Origin of the sequence: Pseudomonas sp. ACN8 (genome assembly GCF_002303925.1) — a bacterium.
Lineage (GTDB): Bacteria > Pseudomonadota > Gammaproteobacteria > Pseudomonadales > Pseudomonadaceae > Aquipseudomonas.
In genome coordinates, this window is record NZ_MRCS01000011.1 from 74,384 (window position 1) to 94,256 (window position 19,873).

Below are 19,873 nucleotides of genomic sequence, written 5' to 3' on the forward strand. Positions count from 1 at the left end.
AGGAAAACTTGTCGACAAATCGAAAAGGTTGAGTTTGTCTCATGTTGAAGCCGCTGTCGACCACAAGCACGGCGGAGCACATTGCGTGCCCCGCCGTTGTTACTTTACAGCGCGGAAAAGTGTTTGTTGCCCAGCGGTTTGCCGATGTCGCCGCGCCAGATCGCCTCGACCGTACCGCCGCTGGCGGCCACGTCCTTCTGCCATTGCAGGCCCAGGTTGCGTTGTTCCGGCAGTTTCAGATGGCCTTTGACGAAGTCACTGAATTGCGGCTTGGCCGAGGTGTAGTGGAAGTGTGCATACCACAGGGTTCGGGCCGGTACGCTGCGCAGGTCGCGCACCTCGTACTCCTGCAGGAAGTCCCGTCGCCCGTCGGCGCGTTTGCCCAGATCACGCAAGCCACCTTCCTTGCGGATGTCCACCACCTGCTGTTCCATCAAATAGTCCAGATAACCTTCGGTCGGGGTTTTGCTGTTCATGCTTTGATCGATGCGCAGGGTGCGCCCCGTGCGCAACATCTCATCCGCCCGATTGCGCAATTGCAGCGCCACGGCCTCGGCGGGGGATAGGCGTTCGATGTCCAGGGCGCGCGTGGTCAACTCCGTGGCCTCGCTGCTCATCATGTGTTCCAGGTCGACGGGCAGCATGTTTTTCTGAGCATAGCCTTTGACTTTGTTGGTATAGGCGTCCGCGGCCCCCAGCCTTTTTCCGGCCTCTGTCAACAGCAGCCTGACATCGGTCAGCAGCATCGGTTGCGCGGAGACGGCGGGTTCACTGAGGTGATATTTACCGGTGGAGCGGGGCAGCCAGGTTTCCTTGTAGCCATTGATATCTACGATGAAGTGCTGTTGTCGAGTCACGACATCGGTACTGGGCTCGCCAATCAGCAATCGGTTGTCTTCAGTCTCGAACAGTTGTTTTCCGGTGCTTTTTGTCGGAGGTGGGGCTGCAGATCGATTTCCGATGGCATGGCGGGCGAGCGCTTCCATCTGGTCGAGGTCGTCCAGAAACGCACGGACTTGTTTCATATCCAGGTGTTGCGGATAGCCTAGCGTCCAAGCGCCAAGCTGGCGGCGGAACTCGCTGTAAGTGGTCAGGCATTCTTCGAAAACGCGGTTGCGCTGGCCGATATTGGAACGGACTTGTGGTAGTTGATATTGGGTGAATAGGACACGCCCGACCTTTTCGCGGGATTGTTTCAATCGCACTTGGAAGTAAAGCCACGTAAGGTCGTCAACGGCTTCAAAATGGGGGATGGTCTCCAGGACATACGCCGTCCTCAAGTAACGGTAAGTCGAGTCACTGTACGTGTCGTTTAGAAGCTGCATGGTCTTGGCCGCCTCCTCTTTTTGCGGGGAGTGAGTGATTCGACGGACCCATTGTCTGGCGTCTTCGACAGCTTGGTGTTGCTGGCCAAACTCTTTGATAAAGTCCATTCGGGCCTCTTTGCGCTCGGCCAGCAGTTTCAAGTGTGTGGAGGTATTGGTGTCAGGCGTTGCGCTCGAACGATCGATCAACTGGTCGATCCTTGCGTTGTACTCTTGCAGGCGTTCCGTGGAGAGGGCGATCCGTTGGTCCTGACGGTAAAAGACAGTCGCGGCGCAAGTACTTTGGTCTCTGTTGATCAAGGCGCGCTTGTTGCCATGGCTTAACACTTTCAACTCGCCCAAAGTCAGGTACAGGGTCTGCGCGGCTTCGATATCTTCCAGGCAGGCACGGTCGGCAGTCGCGAGAGGCGGACGCTGAGTACCTTCAGGCTTGAAGTAGCTCTTCAGTAAGGCGTCGGTGTTTCTGATTTGAGATTTGAGGCGACGGATATTGGCGTCGACGGTGTTATTCAAGGTCAATTGACGACGCAAGGCACGATCGGTCCACCAGCGTGGCAGCCAGCGGCGAATGGCGACCGGCCAGAGTGGGTCCAATCCATCGGCCATGTGCCCAAGCGCCGCGCCACCACCCACGCCGCCGCCTTCGATCACGGTGCCGTACACCGCGTAATGGGTGTTCCAATGGCCGGATTCATCGAGGGCGATCGGCTGTTTGTAGGTTCGCGTGCTGGTGCCGCTCAAGCGCCAGCGGGGTGGTTTGCCCTCCAGTTCGATGCGATAAATTCGCCCCTGGCTGAGCATGAAGTCGCCATCGGCGTGACGATACACGTTGCGATACAGGCCCTCGGTGCCCGGTTGTAGCCCCGCGAGGGAAACCGGCTTTTCATATTCATAACCCTTGAAGCGTTCCAGGGCGCGCTTCGCCTGATGTCGTGTCGATACCTGAAACGCCCGCGGACTTTTGCTCAGCGCCCGCCACTGTCGGCTGCGGGTGGCGATGCGAGCGGCAGCAGGGGCGGCAGATATGCCGGGGAGAATGTCCATGGCCGCATCGATCAACGACAACAGCACCGCCTCCACCTCGGCCAGGCCATGGCCGACATCACCGCGCAGGAAGGCCGCCACGGCCAGGTTGGCACTGTTCCAGGCGTCGTACAGGGCGATGGTCGTACCGATGAAGGGCAGCATACCCACGGCCATTTTCAGGTAGTTGAACATGGCGCCGGATTGCAGCGCGACCTGTTCCAGATACAGCGCATCGTTGGAGCGCGATGTCGCCCGATGGGCTTCCAACAATCGGCCCATGTGCACGTTCAACAGATGCGTCGCCAGGGATGTGCTGGATGGCCAGGGCGTGCCGACACCGATCAGCCCGTCGAAGTTTTTCAAGCGGGCCTGATTGATCCGGCTGACGTGATGGGCGACATCGCCCTTCAAGGCACGGTCGGCCAGGTAGTTGACCATCGGGGTGCGCAGGCAATCGTTGAACAGGCGCAGCCGTGCCTGCTCAAGGCTGTCGAACTGGCGCAGAAAAACACCGTCGGGACTGTCGGACAGATAGAGCAGGGTCAGACCGCTGACCTGCTCCACGATAAAGGTGACGCCGGAAAGCGTGGTCGGCCCTTGGCCTGAGGTGTCCTTGCCGCCCACGGTCAGGTGTGCCGGCAGCAGTTCGATGCGCTTGCCGTCGCGCGCAAAGGCTTCACGGCTGCTGGCCTCGATGGCGATTTCCAGCACTTGCTGGCCGTTGGTATCGATGTCCTTTGTCAGCACGGCGAATTCGCCTTGCAAACGCAGCATCAGGCGCCAGGGTTCGCTCAGGCATTCACGCCGGTATTCGTTGCTGAATTTCGATGCCGTCGAGGTGCCGAGGAAGGTTTCACGGATCAGCTTTTCATACTGTCCAGCCAGGTCCAGTTCGGTGACCATCTTGCGCAGCCAGGACGTAGTGATGCCGCTTTTCACCTTCTGCCGTTGTACGGCGTCGGCACCGCTGACCTCTACCTGCATCAGCGACAGTCGCCACCACATTTCCTGGTCGATGTTGCTCAGCGCCAGGTCGCCGAGGGACAGCTTGCTGCGTTGCTGGCTGGCGACCAGTATATTTTCCTGGGGTGTCCCTGGTGCCGCGCCTTCAGTGACGACCTTGCGCCAGGTGGTGGAGTCAGGCGCGTCCAGTATCACATCAACGTTCCGGCTCAGGCCGAACGCCTGGCGCAGGTGAGCATCGACGGCCTTTTTACTGAAGGCATCGCGGGGTGGCAACTCACGCTCCAGCCATTCATGGGAGCGCTTCATGGCCGTGATGTATGACTTGAACAGCGTCTTGATCCGCTCACGTTGCACGGCGGACAGAGTGCTTTGCCACGCTGGCAAACGTGCGGCCAGTGCACTGCTGTGAACTTGCTCGACAATGTGCTGGTACGCCAGCTCCCGGGCTGCGGGGACAGGGACCGTCAGACAGGCGAGGGTCTGTTCGCGCAGCTTTTCCAGTTCTGTCTCGCGTTGACTGGCACGGGACGGAACCGGGTTGGCGGTCAACAGCCGGGTCACTTGTTGTTCACAGCTGTGAAGCTGGTTCTGCAAGGCGTACTCGAACGGGTTTGCAGTCAGCGGCAGCAGATGCAGCGTTTGAGTGTTGTCATTGGCCGCAAGCTTGAACAGCGTCTGTTCCAGCGTCTGTCGAGAGGCAAACCGTTGCAGGCCACCGAAACGGCCGGGCCAGTAGAGCAACAGGCTTTCGGTCGAGGACGGCAGCAAGGTCGATGGTTGGGCGAATAGCAATACGCCGTCCAGTTCATGGGTTTGTGTGCCGGTGGTGTCACCTTCGGTATCCGTCATCGACAACACCAGGCGCGCCACCACCACCCCGGCCGGGCGTGGTTGATCCGGTGCATCCAGTACGCTGATCAGCCATTGATGTTCCTCGTGGTTAATCTGGTTCAGGCTCAGTTGCAATTCGGCTTCGGCGCGCAGGCCGTCCAGGCGTGCCTGGTAAAGGGTGGCGTAGTGCGGGCGGTTTTTGTGGCGCAGTTCCAGCATTTTCTGCGCACTGTCGGTGTGCAGCAGCGCGGTTGCGGCAGTGGTACTGGCCTGCTCGGCCATCGTGAGGGCGTTCATTTGCTGTTGCAGACGTTGCAGGCGCTGGTCTGCGTGGTTGCCCTGAAAGTTCTCGCCCAGCAAGGCATCCATTGCCGTGCGCTGTTGCGCCAGTGCCTGGCGACGGATGCCCAGTGGAATGTCGGGGCTTATCTGGCTGAACAGGACACCGTCGTCGTGGGTATCCGCGTCCGGCAGGGTGGCGGGCAGGGCCAGGATCGATTCGTTACGCGACCGGTCCTCAAGTGCGACGTGCAAACGCGACCACAGGGATTCGGCGCTGGTCTGCAGCACCCTCTGCTCAAGCATTGTGTACTCGACCCTGAGGGTGCCTGTCGGTAGCCGGGGTTGGTCGAATAGCTGAGGCTGATGTTCGATCAGCCAGCTTTCCATATCGACACGTTTTTCAAAGGTCATCCAGGCGGATGGCAGGGAAGGCAAGTACAACAACTGAGCGACCGGTTGCTTCGTATCCCGGGTGATGACCAAGGCGCCCGATAGTTTGACTGACAGGCCTTTTTCATCCTTGAACTGCATGTGCTCGACGTAGACCCGTGGAGTGGGAGGCGTTGCTGTCCGCGCGGGTGGGTCGATGATCGCCTGCAGTGTCTGGAACTGTTCGGTATCCAGGATACCCTGGGCAAAAGCCCATTGGCTCGACGCTTCGAAATGCTGGCGGTACAAGCGGTTTGCCTGTGCCTTGCGTGACTGATCCGTACCACGCGCACGGGCATTCCACCAGGTGCTAGCGAGCGGCGACTGCGGGTTTTGCGCCATAAGTGCCCGCCACTGCTCACAGCATTCGTTCCAGCGTTCCGAGGCGCTCAGGGTCAGCCCCTGATCCGGGTTCGCGGACAAAGGGAAGGCAAGGCCGAAATCGGCCGTTAGGGGTGTGGTTTCGTCAACCATGACGATGAATCTCCAGAAGGCCGGACCGTGCCGGCGGTTCGGGCATTAGGAGGCAGTCGTCAAACGGTCGGGTGGTACATAGTTATGGCGAGGCTGAATTTGACGCCGGATGACCGCTCGGCACTCTTCATCAAATTGTCATGGAACTGTGGCAGCGCGCTTGAACAAACTTCATCAGACTCGCGCTCTACTGGGGTTCTGCGTTTTGGTGTTTTTCATGGGTGCTTCATTCCTTTCACGAATCGTATTGTTGGCCGCGCTGTTGTTCGGCCTGCCGTCCATGGCGGCTTCGCGTTGTGACGTCAATGTTCCGACCGAACGGGTGGATCTGGCCCAGGTAAGCCTGGCGTACCAGAGCATCGGTCGTGCGTCGGACCCGGCCTTGTTGCTGGTGATGGGCCTGGGCGGGCAGTTGATTCACTGGCCGGACGAGGTGGTGGTCGCCCTGTGCCAGCAGGGTTTCCGGGTGATCCGCTATGACAATCGCGATGTCGGCCTGTCGACCTGGCGGCAAGCACCGGCCGAAGCCAACCTGACCTTCGAAGTGCTGCGCTACAAACTCGGATTGCCGGTGTCGTCGCCGTATTCGCTGACCGACATGGCCGACGATGGCCTGGGCTTGATGGATGCCTTGCACATCGATCAATTCCACGTGTTGGGCGCCAGCATGGGCGGGATGATCGCCCAGCATATGGCGGCCATGGCACCGCAGCGGGTCGAGAGCCTGACCCTGATCATGACCACCTCCGGCGCCGAAGGCTTGCCGGCGCCGAGTGCGGCGCTGGTGCAGTTGTTGGCCCGGCGCGGCGCACCGAACCGCGAAGTGGCTCTGGAGCAACAGGCCGATCTGCTGGCGGCGCTGGGCAGCCCGATGGTCACCGATGATCGCCAGGCGTTGCTGCATCAGGCGGCGCTGTCCTATGACCGTGCATTCAATCCCGAGGGCGTGAAACGCCAGATCATGGCCATTCTTGCCGAGCCGAGCCGGGTGGTGCTGCTCAATCAGTTGCGGGTGCCGGCGCTGGTGGTGCATGGCACGGCCGACCCGCTGCTGCCGGTGATGCACGGGGTGCATCTGGCGGCGCATCTGCGTGGCAGTCGGTTGATCCTGATTCCGGGCCTGGCCCATCGTTTCCAGGAGGCGTTCAAGGCGCCATTGCTGGGGGCTGTGTTGCCGTATTTGCGCGAGCACCGCGAGGACACTTCGCACTGGGCGCAGATCGAGCCGGTGGCCGATCGCAACCTCCTCTAACCCCCCGATCACCTGTAGGAGCGAGCCTGCTCGCGATAGCGGTGTTTCAGCCAACGACGATGTCGACTGACCCGCCGCTATCGCGAGCAGGCTCGCTCCCACAGGAGAACACCTTCTAATGGCTCAGGCCGTACTTTTTCACTTTGTCGAACAGCGTGGTCTTGGCCATGCCCAGTTCCTGGCTGGCCTGGGTCAGGTTGCCGCCGCTGCGTTGCAAGGCATCGCTGAGCAGGTTGCGCTCAAATGCCTCCACCGCTTCGGCAAAGGCCAGGCCCTGATTGCCGGCGCCGGCGCCGGTCTTCTTGAACGCCGGCAGGCCCAGGGCAAAGCGTTCGGCGACGTTGCGCAGTTCACGCACGTTGCCCGGCCAGTCGTGGCTCATCAGGTTCGAAACGGTCTGGTTGTCCAGTTCCGGCGCCGTGCGGTCGAAGCGCAGACACGACTGCTGCAAGAAGTGTTCGAACAATTGCAGGATGTCCTCACGGCGCTCGCGCAGCGGCGGCAGTTCCAGGGTCACCACGTTGAGGCGGTAATACAGGTCGCTGCGGAACTCGCCGGCCTTGCTCGACTCGACGAGGTCGGATTTGGTCGCCGCGATCACCCGGCAATCCACCGCTACGCTCTGGTTCGAACCGAGGCGTTCCAGGGTGCGTTCCTGCAATACCCGCAACAACTTGATCTGCAAGGGCAGGGGCATGCTTTCCACTTCGTCGAGGAACAGCGTGCCGCCGTCGGCGTGTTCGATCTTGCCGATCCGCCGTTTACCCGCGCCGGTAAAGGCGTTGGCCTCGTGGCCGAAAATTTCGCTTTCGAACAGGTTCTCCGGCAGGCCGCCGCAGTTCAAGGCGACGAACTGCTTGGTGTGGCGGCGACTGAAATCATGCAGGCAGCGCGCAACCAGTTCCTTGCCGGTGCCGGTCTCGCCTTCGATCAGCACGTTGGCCGAGGTATCGGCAACGTTGGCGATCAGCTCCCGCAGGTTCTGCATGGCCGGCGAGCGACCGATGATCCGCCCTTCGAGGGAATCGCGTTCGGCCAGTTGCCGGCGCAACGACGAGACTTCCCGCGCCAGGCTGCGTTGCTCCAGGGCGCGGCGGGCGACATCCACCAGGCGCTCTGGGGAGAACGGCTTTTCCATGAAGTCGTAGGCGCCTTTCTGCATCGCGCCGACGGCCATGGAGATGTCGCCGTGCCCGGTGATCAGCACCACCGGCAGGCTGCGGTCGCGCTCCTTGAGTCGCGTCAGCAGTTCCAGGCCATCGATGCCCGGCAGGCGGATGTCGCTGACGACGATGCCGGCGAAGTTGTCGCCGACCCGCTCCAGGGCTTCTTCGGCGCTGCCCACGCCGATGCAGGGAATGTCTTCCAGGGTCAGCGCCTGCTGGCAGCCGAGCAGCACATGGGGGTCGTCTTCGACGATCAATACACTAAGGTCGTTGTTCATATTGGCTCGGCGGGAGTGAGGCTTACCAACGGTAAACTGAGGACGAATGCGGTACCACCGCTGGCCGGGTGCTCGACACCCAGGTGACCTCCGGTGGCGGCGGCAAGGCTGGCGGAAAGGGTCAGGCCCAGGCCCAGGCCCTGTTCGCCGGGTTTGGTGGTGAAGAACGGCTCGAACAGGTGCTTGCGCGCTTCGGCGTCGATGCCGTGGCCGTTGTCACGTACGCGCAGGCGGTATTTGCCATCGAACGCTTCGCCTTCGAGCCACAGTTCGGGTTGCGGTTGCGCTTGCATGGCGTCCAGGGCGTTACCGATCAGGTTGACCAGAATCTGCTCCAGGCGGGTCTGGTCGATCTGCACCTGCACCTCTTCGAAATGGCGGTGCAGCTGCGTGTTTTTCATTCGTCCATCGAGCAACTGCAACGCCGCGTCCACACCTTTGCCGAGGCAGGCCTGGCCCTTGTCATCACCGCGCCGGGCGAACGAGCGCAGGCTGGCGGTGATTCGGCCCATGCGGTCGATCAGTTCGTTGATGGTCTTGAGGTTGGTGCTGGCCACGTCGAGCTGGCCGCGTTCGAGGAAGCGCACGGTATTGCCGGACAAGGTACGCAGCGCCGCCAGCGGCTGGTTCAGTTCGTGGGCGATGCTGGTGGACATCTGGCCGATGGCTGCGAGTTTTCCGGCCTGTACCAATTCATCCTGGGCGCGGCGCAAGGTCTCTTCGGCCTGCCGGCGTTCGCGGATCTGGCCCTTGAGCCGTTCGTTGCTGGCGCGCAGGTCGGTGGTGCGTTCGGTAATCCGACGCTCCAGCTGATTGTTGGCTTCCTGCAAGGCTTCCCGGGCCGCCAGGCGGGTGGCGATCACCTTGCGCCGCTCGTTCCAGGCGATCAAAAGGAACGCCAGGAGGGCAAACGCCACGGCCACCAGGATCCCCCGGTTGATCGCTTCGCTGCGCAGATCCTGGAGCGGCGTGAGCAGGGTGAAATTCCACGGCGTATCGCCGAGCGGCCGGGTTTGCGCCAGGTAGCTGATGTTTTCGTCGTCGGACACCAGCTCACTGTTGGCCGGGAACGTGAGTTTTTCCACACCTTCGGACAGGGTTTCCCGAGCCAGCGGCTGCAATTCGTTGAGCGGGAACCAGTAGTACTGCAGGCTGCGGGCGAGCTTTTCCTTGGTTTCTTCGCTCAGCGGCACCACCGACTTCAAACGCCGCGCCGGATCGCTGGACAGAATGATGATGCCGTTTTCGTCGCTGACGAAGGCCTCCAGGCGTGCCCGTTGCCAGCGTTCTTCCATGGCTTCCAGGCGGACCTTGACCACCGCGACGCCGATGATCTTGCCGTGTTCTTCCAGGCCATGGGCCAGGTAGTAACCGGGTTCGCCGTTGGTGCTGCCGATGCCGTAGAAGCGCCCCGGCTGACCGCGCACGGCGTTCTGGAAATAGGCGCGGAAGGACAGGTCTTCACCCAGGTAACTGTCGACATCGCGCCAGTTGCTGGTGGCCATGACGCGGCCGGTGGTGTCCATCACGTAGATGGCCCGACTGCGGCTGCGCCGGTTCAGGCCTTCGAGGTAATCGTTGACCGTTTGCCGGTGTTCCGGGGTCGGGTCGGCCAGCAACTGCGAAACACTGGTTTCGAGCTCCAGCAGGCTGGGCAGGTAGGTGTATTTGCTGATTTCGCTTTCGACGGCGCGGGCGTGCAGTTCCAGCTGGCGCTGGCCGTTTTCGCTGAGGCTGCGGATGCCGTAGTGCTCACTGATCCAGAAGCCGATATAGCCCAGGCCGACCATCATGGCGATGATCAGCGGCGGCAGGAACAAATGACGAACCAGACGGGGTTTCACGGCAAGTGATGGCATTGCTGCGCGATAAAGGGTGGGGTCGCATTTCATCACAGATGCCTTGGGTCAACCAGCGATTGCCTGCCTACTCCGACTGTAGGAGCGAGCTTGCTCGCGAAGAACTCAAGGACAACGCGTGCATTCAGGATGAACGCGTCATCGTTAACGACCATCGCGAGCAAGCTCGCTCCTACAGGGTAGGGGCGAGCTACGTTGGTATTAGTGCTGCAGAATCTTGTTGAGGAAGTGCTGTGTACGCTCGGCGCGGGCGTTGATGTCACCGAAGAACTCTTCTTTCTTGCAGTCTTCGATGATTTTGCCGGCGTCCATGAAGATGACGCGGTCGGCCACTTTACGGGCGAAGCCCATTTCGTGGGTCACGCACATCATGGTCATGCCTTCGTGGGCCAGTTGCACCATCACGTCGAGCACTTCGTTGACCATTTCCGGGTCCAGCGCCGAGGTCGGTTCGTCGAACAGCATGACGATCGGGTCCATCGCCAGCGCACGGGCAATCGCCACACGCTGCTGCTGACCACCGGACAGTTGGCCCGGATGCTTGTGGGCGTGAGCCGAGAGGCCGACGCGCTCAAGCAGTTGCAGGCCTTTCTTGGTGGCTTCTTCCTTGCTGCGGCCCAACACCTTGATCTGCGCGATGGTCAGGTTTTCGGTGATGGTCAGGTGCGGGAACAGCTCGAAGTGCTGGAACACCATGCCCACGCGCGAACGCAGTTTCGGCAGGTTGGTCTTTGGGTCGGCGATGGAGGTGCCGTCGACCACGATGTCGCCTTTCTGGAACGGTTCCAGGGCGTTGACGCACTTGATCAGGGTCGACTTGCCGGAACCGGACGGCCCGCACACCACGATCACTTCGCCTTTTTTGACCTCGGTGCTGCAATCAGTCAGTACCTGGAAGTCCCCATACCACTTGTTGATGCTTTTGATAGAGATCATACGGCGAACCTTTTTTGCAGACGCTTGACCAGCTGCGAGGCGGCAAAGCTGATGATGAAGTACACGAGACCGGCGAAAACCAGGAACTCATTGGAGCGGCCAATGATGTCGCCACTGGCGCGCGAAGCATTGAGGAAGTCCACCAGGCCGACGGCGTAGACCAGCGAGGTGTCCTGAAACAGGATGATGCTCTGTTGCAGCAACAGTGGTGTCATCTTGCGGAACGCTTGCGGCAGGATGATCAGGCGCATCATCTGCCCGTACGTCATGCCCAGTGCCTGGGCAGCGCCCATCTGGCCCTTGGGAATCGACTGCACACCGGCGCGGACGATTTCGCAGAAGTACGCCGCTTCGAACATCATGAAGGCCACGATGCAGGATGCGAACGCACCGATCGGCGTGTCTTCGCCAGTGATCCAGCGCAGCACGAACGGTACCGCCAGGTAGAACCAGGTGATCACCAGCAGCAAGGGGATCGAGCGGAAATAGTTGACGTACGCGCCGGCGATGTTCGACAGCACTTTGTTGTGGGACAGGCGCATCAGGGCAAGGATGGTGCCGAGAATGATGCCGCCGATCACGCCCATGGCCATCAGCTTGAGGGTCATGATCATGCCGTTCCACAGGCCCGGCAGGGACGGGATGATGCCCGAGAAGTCGAATTCCATCATTTACCCCCTACGGAAATCAGGCCCGGTACGGCGACTTTCTTCTCGACCATACGCATCAGCAACATCAGGCTCATGTTCAGGGTGAAGTAGATCAGCGTTGCCAGGGTAAAGGCTTCGAACAGGTTGGCGGAGAACTCGGCGGTCTGCTTGGTCTGCGCGAGCAGCTCCATCAAACCGATCAGCGAGGCCACGGAGGTGTTCTTGAAGACGTTCAGGAACTCCGAGGTAAGCGGCGGAATGATGATCCGGTAGGCTTGGGGCAGCAGCACGTTCCAGTAGATTTGTGGCAGCTTGAAACCCATGGCGCGGGCCGCGGACTCCTGGCCTTTTGGCAGGGCCTGGATACCGGTGCGCACCTGTTCGCAAACCCGGGCGGTGGTGAACAGGCCCAGGCATACGACGACGCTGAGGAAGGCCGAGGTGGTCGGGTTCAGGTCCTGCTTGTACCACTCTTGCAGGTCCGCCGGCAGCAGGTCGGGTACCAGGAAGTACCAGATGAACAGCTGAACCAGCAGCGGCACGTTACGGAAGAGTTCGACGTAGCAGGTGGCGATACCCGATACGATGCGGTTCGGCACGGTACGCATGACGCCCAGGATCGAGCCCAGTGTCAGGGCAATGATCCAGGCCGCGATGGCGATGCCGATGGTCCAGGCCAAGCCGGTCACGTACCAGTCGAAATAGGTCTCGCTGCCCACGCCGGTGGACTTGAAGAACACGCCCCAGTCCCAGTTGTAATTCATTAGGGTCTCCCCTCAGTTCAATCGATGTACAAGTGCCCGCTTGGGGGAAGCTCCGTTCCCGCCCGACCTTTACGATCAGGCACACGCTCCCGGCTCGACAGCCACCGGTTCGAGTGTTTCCAAAAAATGCCAGCAGGAAGTGACCACCTCCTGAAAGGGCCAGGGCCCTCTCAGGAGATAAGGTTAGTCAGAAATCAGGACTTCTTGTCGTCAGCCGCTTTATCAGTCGGTTTGGCGATCAGGGCCTTGAGTTCTTCGCTCATCGGGAAGTTCAGGTTCAGGCCTTTTGGCGGGATCGGTTGCATGAACCATTTTTCGTAGATCTTGTTGATCTCGCCCGATGCGTAGGTGGCCTTGATGGCGTCATCCACAGCCTTTTTGAACGGCTCGTCGCCTTTACGCACCATGCAGCCGTAGATTTCGTACGACTGTGGCGTGCCGGTCACGGCCCAGTCATCGGCCTTCTTGGCCTTGGCTGCTTCACCGGCCAGCAGGGCGTCGTCCATCATGAAAGCCACGGCACGGCCGGTTTCCAGCATCTGGAAGGATTCGCCGTGGTCTTTGGCGGAGATGACGTTCATGCCCATCTGCTTGTCGGCGTTCATCGCCTTGAGGATGCGCTCGGACGTGGTGCCGGCGGTGGTCACGACGTTTTTGCCTGCCAGATCGGGGAAATCCTTGTACTTGGAGTCTTTCTTGGACAGCAGACGAGTACCGATTTCGAAGATGCCAACGGAGAAGTCAACCTGCTGCTGACGCTCGACGTTGTTGGTGGTGGAACCGCACTCCAGGTCCACGGTGCCGTTCTGCACCAGCGGGATACGGGTTTGCGAAGTCACCAGGTTGTACTTGACCTGCAGGTTCGGCATGTCCAGGTCTTTTTTCAGCGCTTCGACGACTTTCAGCTGGATGTCGTGGGAGTAGCCGACCGGTTTGCCGGAAGCGTCTGCAATGTAGGAAAACGGGATGGAAGCGTCGCGATGGCCCAGGGTGATGGTGCCGGACTCTTTGATCTTCTTCAGGGTGCCGGTGAGTTCGGCGGCGAAAACTGGCGTGCTGATCAGAGCGGCAGCAATGGCTGCGCCCAGGATATGGGGAACGATGCGCATCAAATTTTCCTCGACATTGTTTTTTTTATGGAGCCAGTTCATCGGCCCTTTTGTGCTGCAAAACACCTGAGCGCTATTGAGAGTCGGCGCAAAGGACATTCGTCGAAGAAGTGTAGAGCATGACTCGTGCCAGACCAGTCTCAATTGATCAACGTATTGATTTATAAGGGAATTAAATATTTTTTGCGTTGAAATTTCAGTGAGATGATCCGGTTAACCGAACCGACCCGCAGGTCGCGTTCGGAAAACCGAATGGCGGCAGGGTGCTACCCGGTCATCAGGTGTACTTGCGTTTGTCCGGCGCAGGCGGGAAGTACTGGTACAACCAGGTTTCACTCAGGGTGCGGTCGTTGGTGCGGATGAACAGGCGCAGCTCGACTGGCTCCACGCTGTCATTGGTCGGGTACCAGTCAAACAGGATGCGGTAGCCCTTGATGTCGTCGAGCTTCAGGATGCTGAAATCCTTGACCTCGCCGTTCGAGCAGGTAACGACCGGCTCGATGCCCGTACCTTCGGGCAAGCGGTCCAGGCCGCCACCGGTGAAGTCCACGGCAAAGCGCCGCGCCCACACCGGCGGATAGTGTTCGCCCGGCGCCCAGCCTTCGGTGAAGCCGCCCATGCCTGAACGAGTCGCGTTGACCCGTGCCAACGGCGTTCCGACTGGCGGCAATGCGCTCCAGTACAACTTGTAGCCGTAGTTCAGCGAATCCCCTGCAGCCACAGGTTTCTTCGGCGTCCAGAAGGCGACGATGTTGTCCATGGTCTCGCCGGTGGTCGGGATCTCCAGCAGATCGACCGAGCCTTCGCCCCATGCGGTGGTCGGTTCAACCCACAGGCTCGGGCGACGGCTGTACCAGTCGACGGTGTCCTGATAGCTGGCGAACTCGTGGTCGGTCTGCACCAGGCCGAAGCCCTTCGGGTCGGTATCGGCGAAGGCATTGAATTGCAGGGTCGCCGGGTTGTTCAGCGGGCGGCAGATCCACTCGCCGTTGCCGCGCCACATGGCCAGGCGGTCGGAGTCATGGATTTGCGGGTGAATGGTGTCGCACATGCGGCGCTCGTGGGTGCCGCAACTGAACATGCTGGTCATCGGCGCAATGCCCAACTGGTCGATGGCGGTGCGTGCATTGACGTGGGCGTCGATCTCCATCACCACGCGCTCGGCCTGGCAGTCGATATCGAAGCGGTAGGCACCGGTGGCGCTCGGCGAGTCGAGCAGGGCGTAGACCACGAAGCGGGTGCTGTCCTTGTCCGGGGTCTCGAACCAGAACTTGGTGAAATCGGGGAATTCTTCGCGCTTCTTGGCGTAGGTATCGATGGCCAGCCCGCGGGCCGACAAGCCGTACTGGCCGGTGGCGTCCACCGCACGGAAGTAACTGGCGCCGAGGAACGACACGACATCGTGCTTGTCCAGTTCCGGGGCCTTGAACAGCTTGAAGCCGGAGAAACCCAGGTCGCCCTTGAGCTGCGCGGTGTCGACCGTGGTGTTTTCATAGTTGAACAGCGACGGGCGGAAATGCACCTCGCGGGCCATCCGGGTTTTCGGATCGACGCTGTACATGCGCACCGGCTGCTTGAACCCCATGCCAACGTGGAAAAACTGCACGTCCAGCTGGCCCTTGAGCTCTTTCCACAAGGAATGATTGCCGTCGTAGCGGATCGCATTGAAGTTCTGCGGCGTCATGGTCGCCAGGGTCGGCGGCAACTGTTGCTTGGTGTCCTGATAGCGGTTGCTGGCGAGCTGTTTGGCCTGGAGTTTCAGCGCCTCGAAATCGAACGCGGTGGCCTCGCCATCAGCGGTGCCACCGGTGGCGGCCCAGGCCTTGGCGGCCAACAGGCCCGTAGCGGACAAACCGGTGTAGGCCGCGATGGCCATGGAGGCTTTGAGCAAGTTCCTGCGGTGCATAAATACAACCTGTCGTGAACAATCCCGTGCCGTTCCTGGCACGTGCTGGATCAGAAATATCGGTTCGGACATGCCTTCGGCCAAACACAACGGACTTTTACACAGATGCCCGACAGCTTAAACCGTTCGATTGAAGAGCAAAATTGATTGATGGCACTGCGCCGTCTCGGCAATGAAACAAGACATGTCGGGAAACAATTCCGACAGGGGTTTCTGATTTAGAGGGCATTTCTGCTTTTTTCGACTAATTACTCTAAAAACCGCTTTTCAGCGCCCGGAATATTTCTATTCTGTGCACATGACCGGTTTATGCCCTTCGGACCGGTGCGGTTCAGCGGGCACCCAGCGGCTGCTGAAAAAGGGATAGGGCGATGCGGTTTTTTGCAGTTTCTTTGACGTCTAGAGAAGGACATCGTCCATGTCGAAAGTACAAGGCATCACCGAAATGTTGGGAATCTTTCCGTGTCTGGCACTGGTGCGACGAAGACGCCGGCTCAACAGCGAGGAAATGAAACTGGTGGAACGCTATCGGGAACTGTCGGAGAGCGACAGGATCGCGATGAGGTATCTGGTGGATGCGATGAGGAGTGTTTCGAGGTTTTAATAAGGCAAACCAAAGGGACGGACTGTGAAGTCTGTCCCTTTTTTATCAGCTCGATTTATCCCTTCAGCGGCAAGTGCCAGCGATTGGGAAGGGTCGCTGCACCTGCATCAACTCAGGCATGTCTCGCCACTTGATCCAGGCGTGATGTTGGTAATGCAGCAAGGGCACTGAAACTCCGGCCCAATTCAAGGAACTCAGGCTTGGCAGGTTTTCCACAGGCGCTGATTTCGCATCACGCAACGAGGGTATGACTTCATTGCTCAACCACTGGCGCAGGTTGCGGTTTTCCGGGACGAAGTGGTGAACCAGCAAGGCGTACATGCCTGATTCGCTGACCATCAGGGTTTCGATTGTTTTGCCGTCCTTGCGCAGCCAGACGGTGCGACGTTGGTCGGGATCGAGTTTCAGGGTCAGGCGTTCATTGAGTGGTTTGCCCATCAAGCGACCCAGATCCTGGGCACAGAACCAGGCTTGGTTGTTTTGCATGAAGGCGTGGAGGAAACGGTTGTGGCGGGTGAAGACATTAGGAATGAAGCAGGAAGGAATTTCAGTCGGATGTGATGTGTGCTTGTGCATTTTTCGACTCCATGTTGAAGAAAGGAGCCGCCAATAATCCTTCGACAGATTTGGGTGGCGGACCGTGGGGCGTTCGAAGTCGGAACGTTCTCGATCAACATGGAAGCCGAGAGGCCCGCGCCACACGGCCCGCCATAACGCGAAACTGAAAGGCAAAAAAATGCCCCAGCTCATATGGGGGCGCGGATGCGCCATGTTGATATGTTCCGGCTTCGACTCCGGGCCGCTGATTAGGCAGCGACGGAGCAAAGCCTATCGGTCAGGCGCTCGCGGCGCCAAGTCTACTCTGGCGACGCTTGTTGTAGGAATCGAGGGTTTTTCAGGAAGGCTGTATCTGTAGGAATTTCCTGTTTTTGCATCTACCGAGGTGACATAGCGTTGCTCCCCTGATTTTTCCTATAACTTTTCCGGGTTCAAGAATGGACTGCAGATTTTTCTGCATTGATCGAGTTTCCAGCTAGTGCTTCTTCTATAAAACGCTTGTGGGAGGCGCGAGTTTTTTCAGAAGAGTCCAGCGAAAAAAACGTTCTTTCTACAAGTCAGGGAAGCAAATGCAGACGATCGTTGTCCGTTATCTCGAAACGGTGATCAATAAAACTACCGGCGGATCCAGCCAAGTCGTTCTGGGAACGGAAATTTACGAAGATATCCGTGAAACACTGATTCCAGGGATGCCGCGCTCCAAGCCGGGGACAGCCCTACACCCGGTTTTCCTGACCAAATGCTTCATCAATGACAGCAATCACCTTTGGCGACTCGAATCGATAAAGTCGACCGCCGCCACGGCTACGCGGCCCGCTGTTTTTTCGGTGCTGATTCAAAGACAGGATGTTTCTAAAGAGATTTTTCTGAATCAGACGCTGAAAAAAGACAAAAGCTTGAAGCTACAGAAACTTCTGGGGCGCCAAGGGAAACTGGTCGAAGTGGACTATGGGTTCGTGCAGCGAAGCGCACGCACAGATGCGTCGAGCAAGTCCAACAAGCGGTACATGGACACGCTGCTTGAGGCCGAGATGCATAAGCGCAGGCTTGCTGTCGTTGTGAAGGTGATATCAAAAAATCTTGTTCAGGTTGCCCCTGTGACATCAAGAGCTATTGCCGTCGAAGACAGGTCAGCCTTCAAGCTGGAACAGGCTACCTTGGACAAAATGCCTCGCTACCAAAACAGCGGAAAAGAAAGCTATGTGCTTTGCAGCATGCTTGAGTGCGTTTCGACCCAACGAATTTTGCCTCCAATCAGCTATTTCGGCGACGGGAGGGATACAGGGAGGAGCGTTAAGTACCCTGTTGCGCTGAGTGTCACCGAGAGCAAGTTGCTGAGGTCAGCGCTGATTCACGCCGTGGGAGCCTCCGGTTATGTTCCGTACAACGACTTACTTCAGGCTCAGCTTAAAGCTCAAAAGCTGCAGGAAGTCGTCGACCAACTCAATACAGCGTTGGACATTCGCAATACCGCATTGAGGCAGCTTGTTGCTGTCCAGAAGCTAGCCAAAAGGTGGGCGGCGGAAATGGGGCTTGAGTATGAGGATGAGCTCGAATTTCAACGAAATCTGGATGCTGAAAATGAAGTCGCGGCCACTGTTTTTTAACAAGCAAAACGAATTGACACCGCCTTCATCGGTTAATATCATTGGCTCACATGGCCTGGCAAAGAGAGCAGAACTCTACCCAGGCGACAGGGTTAATACCCTCTTCTGTGAAAGTAAAACCGCCTTTAGGGGCGGTTTTTTTATGTCTGTTCAAATGCTCAATTTGTTTTAGCAACCTCAACCCTGCCCGCATCGCTGCGGGCAGCGCGTCCGATCAACGAACTATTACCGACTAACCTTCCACGCATCCCCCGCAGGTGCCGTACCGTGGTCATACGGCTTGGCGATCCACATGTAAAGCAGGCCCAGGCCAATCACGATGACAGTGCTCAGCACCATCGCGTAGTTGATGTACCACGCGGCGTCCGGGGTGCGTGGCCAGGCCATGTTGATGATGGCGCCGACGCCGTAGACCAGCGCGCCGACGTTCACCACCCAGCCCCAGGCGCCGAGGGTGAATTTGCCGCTGGGTTTCCAGCCCTTCATGCGGGCGTACAGGGCTGCGAGCACGATCATCTGAAACGCCAGGTAGATGCCGATGGCCGCGAAACTGACGATGGTGGCGACCGCGTCTTGCAGGAAGAAGCCGAGAATGATGATCAGTGCCGGCAGGACACCGGACACGAACAGTGCGGCAACTGGAACCTGAGTCGTAGGGGAAATTTTTTTCAGTAGTCGGCTGCCGATGACCATTTCGTCACGGGCGTAGGAATACAGCAGACGACTGGCCGCCGCTTGCAGGCTGATCACGCAGGAGATGAAGGAAATCATCACCACGCCCATCACCACTTTCGAACCGACCGGGCCGAAGGCGTTGTTGAGGATGGTGGTGACCGGGTCCTTGTCGGTGCCGTTGATCACCGCCTGCATGTCCGGCACGGCCAGGATCAGCGCCAGGCAGGCGAACATCGCCGCGATGCCGCCGATGTAGATGGTCATGCGCATGGCCACCGGGATCTGCTTGCTCGGGTTGGGGGTTTCTTCGGCCACGTCGCCGCAGGCCTCGAAGCCGTAGTACAGGAACATCCCCGCCAGCGACGCGGTGAGGAACGCCGGCAGGTACGAGCCGTCGACGCTGATATCGAAGGTGTTGAACAACACGCTGATGGGTTGATGACGCTCGAAAATCAGCAGGTAAACGCCAACGATCACCGCGCCCACCAGTTCGCAGAGGAAGCCGAACATGGCGATCCGCGCCAGCACCTTGGTGCCGCTGAGGTTGACCAGGGTGGCGAACAACGTCAGGAACAGAGCGATGATGATGTTGGTGTTGTTGCTCGGTTCAAAGCCCATCATGGCGGCGAGGTACGGACCGGCACCTACAGCAACGGCGGCGATGGTGACGCACAGGGCGATGGAGTAGATCCAGCCGACCATCCACGCCCAGCGCTTGCCCACCAAGCGGCGAGCCCACGGGTACACACCGCCGGAAATCGGGAACTGCGAAACCACTTCACCGAAGATCAGGCACACCAGCAACTGGCCGCAACCGACCAGCAAGTAGGCCCAGAACATCGGTGGCCCGCCCGCGGCGAGGCACAGGCCGAAGAGGGTATAAACCCCTACGACCGGAGAGAGATAGGTGAAGCCCAGGGCGAAGTTTTCCCACAGGCTCATGCTGCGGTTGAAGTTGGAGGTGTAACCCAGTTTGCGTAGTTGCTCGGCATCGCTGTCGGCAAGGGCTGCAGAGAGATCGGGTGATGCACTCATGTGTGATTGCTCCGGAAAATCGGCAGATTTCGGATGTCCGAAACCGTGGCGGGGCATTTGCAGCGCCGCCAGGATCGGTGGTTATTATTTTGAATTCCTGATGGTGCTTAGTGCCGGTTTCTACCTTGAAGCCGGGGTGAC

At 59.2% G+C, this 19,873-nt stretch carries 13 protein-coding genes; 3 read left to right on the top strand and 10 right to left on the bottom strand.

The features are described from left to right. Positions 1-104 precede the first annotated feature (104 nt). Complete coding sequence (locus tag BSF44_RS08435) at positions 105-5,333, bottom strand: dermonecrotic toxin domain-containing protein (RefSeq protein ID WP_095943109.1); 5,229 nt, start codon at positions 5,331-5,333, stop codon at positions 105-107. A 217-nt stretch (positions 5,334-5,550) separates the two neighbouring features. On the opposite strand from BSF44_RS08435, the gene BSF44_RS08440 reads away from it, so the two are divergent. Next, entirely contained in the window at positions 5,551-6,585 is a 1,035-nt protein-coding gene (locus tag BSF44_RS08440) for an alpha/beta fold hydrolase (protein ID WP_095943110.1), read from the top strand. Positions 6,586-6,700: 115 nt separating this feature from the next. Here BSF44_RS08440 and BSF44_RS08445 read toward each other — a convergent pair whose 3' ends face one another. From BSF44_RS08445 to BSF44_RS08475, 7 genes are all read right to left on the bottom strand, one after another. Next, positions 6,701-8,029, bottom strand: coding sequence for a sigma-54 dependent transcriptional regulator (locus tag BSF44_RS08445; protein ID WP_095943111.1), 1,329 nt, complete (start codon positions 8,027-8,029; stop codon positions 6,701-6,703). Continuing rightward, complete coding sequence (locus tag BSF44_RS08450; RefSeq protein ID WP_095943112.1) at positions 8,026-9,921, bottom strand: sensor histidine kinase; 1,896 nt, start codon at positions 9,919-9,921, stop codon at positions 8,026-8,028. The genes BSF44_RS08445 and BSF44_RS08450 overlap by 4 nt, the downstream gene beginning before the upstream one ends. A 168-nt stretch (positions 9,922-10,089) precedes the next feature. Continuing rightward, entirely contained in the window at positions 10,090-10,824 is a 735-nt protein-coding gene (locus BSF44_RS08455; RefSeq protein WP_056721096.1) for an amino acid ABC transporter ATP-binding protein, read from the bottom strand. After that, positions 10,821-11,492, bottom strand: a complete 672-nt coding sequence (locus BSF44_RS08460) for an amino acid ABC transporter permease (protein WP_095943113.1) — start codon at positions 11,490-11,492, stop codon at positions 10,821-10,823. The genes BSF44_RS08455 and BSF44_RS08460 overlap by 4 nt, the downstream gene beginning before the upstream one ends. Then, a complete protein-coding gene (locus BSF44_RS08465; RefSeq protein ID WP_095943114.1) occupies positions 11,492-12,238 on the bottom strand; it encodes an amino acid ABC transporter permease in 747 nt (248 codons plus the stop codon). Before BSF44_RS08465 ends, BSF44_RS08460 begins: the two co-directional genes overlap by 1 nt. 194 nt (positions 12,239-12,432) lie before the next feature. Further along, positions 12,433-13,347: a glutamate/aspartate ABC transporter substrate-binding protein gene (locus tag BSF44_RS08470; protein WP_095943159.1), complete on the bottom strand. Its 915-nt coding sequence runs from the start codon at positions 13,345-13,347 to the stop codon at positions 12,433-12,435. A 277-nt stretch (positions 13,348-13,624) separates the two neighbouring features. Next, positions 13,625-15,253 carry a glucan biosynthesis protein D gene (locus BSF44_RS08475; RefSeq protein ID WP_095943115.1) on the bottom strand — a complete coding sequence of 543 codons (1,629 nt, stop codon included), beginning with the start codon at positions 15,251-15,253 and terminating at the stop codon, positions 13,625-13,627. A 418-nt stretch (positions 15,254-15,671) separates the two neighbouring features. Between BSF44_RS08475 and BSF44_RS08480 the strand changes: the two genes are divergently transcribed. Beyond that, on the top strand, positions 15,672-15,857 hold the full coding sequence (locus tag BSF44_RS08480; protein WP_095943116.1) for a hypothetical protein: 186 nt from the start codon (positions 15,672-15,674) through the stop codon (positions 15,855-15,857). Positions 15,858-15,920: 63 nt separating this feature from the next. Here BSF44_RS08480 and BSF44_RS08485 read toward each other — a convergent pair whose 3' ends face one another. Further along, positions 15,921-16,433, bottom strand: a complete 513-nt coding sequence (locus BSF44_RS08485; protein ID WP_095943117.1) for a Bro-N domain-containing protein — start codon at positions 16,431-16,433, stop codon at positions 15,921-15,923. Between the two features lie 551 nt (positions 16,434-16,984). Here BSF44_RS08485 and BSF44_RS08490 point away from each other — a divergent pair. Then, the gene (locus BSF44_RS08490; protein WP_095943118.1) at positions 16,985-18,022 is read left to right on the top strand and encodes a type II toxin-antitoxin system PemK/MazF family toxin; all 1,038 of its coding nucleotides are present in this window, start codon (positions 16,985-16,987) and stop codon (positions 18,020-18,022) included. 225 nt (positions 18,023-18,247) lie between these two features. Here the strand turns inward: BSF44_RS08490 and BSF44_RS08495 are convergent, their stop codons facing one another. Beyond that, positions 18,248-19,732, bottom strand: coding sequence for an APC family permease (locus BSF44_RS08495; RefSeq protein WP_095943119.1), 1,485 nt, complete (start codon positions 19,730-19,732; stop codon positions 18,248-18,250). Positions 19,733-19,873: the final 141 nt, after the last annotated feature.